We start from the raw sequence: 265 nt of genomic DNA on the forward strand, positions 1-265 counted from the left end.
CTTTTAGTATATTTCTTACTATTATTCGTAAGCGCCAATTTCGGGCATTGCTATATAAGGTTGAGCATCATGCCTGCTATAGAAAACAATACGGACGTATCTGCAGTTTTCTGTTTGGGCAAATGCGGTATATTGCTTGTCTATGGTATTTGTTAGATTAAAAGTCCCTTGATGTTTCCAGCCGTCATTTGTGGTTGCTCTTGTATATATTACAGTTGTTTTTGCGGTACGAACAAGCCCTTGGTGCTGGGTGAATGATAATCCG

At 39.2% G+C, this 265-nt stretch carries 1 protein-coding gene; it reads right to left on the reverse strand.

Going from position 1 to position 265, the window contains the following annotated elements; genetic code table 11:
• Positions 1–21 precede the first annotated feature (21 nt).
• Positions 22–265, reverse strand: a 244-nt coding sequence (locus tag R2R70_RS20815; RefSeq protein WP_410979023.1) for a hypothetical protein, incomplete at its 5' end; no start/stop codon positions are given.

Source organism: Cobetia sp. SIMBA_158, from assembly GCF_046566945.1.
In the GTDB taxonomy this organism is placed as follows: Bacteria; Pseudomonadota; Gammaproteobacteria; order Pseudomonadales; family Halomonadaceae; genus Cobetia; species Cobetia amphilecti.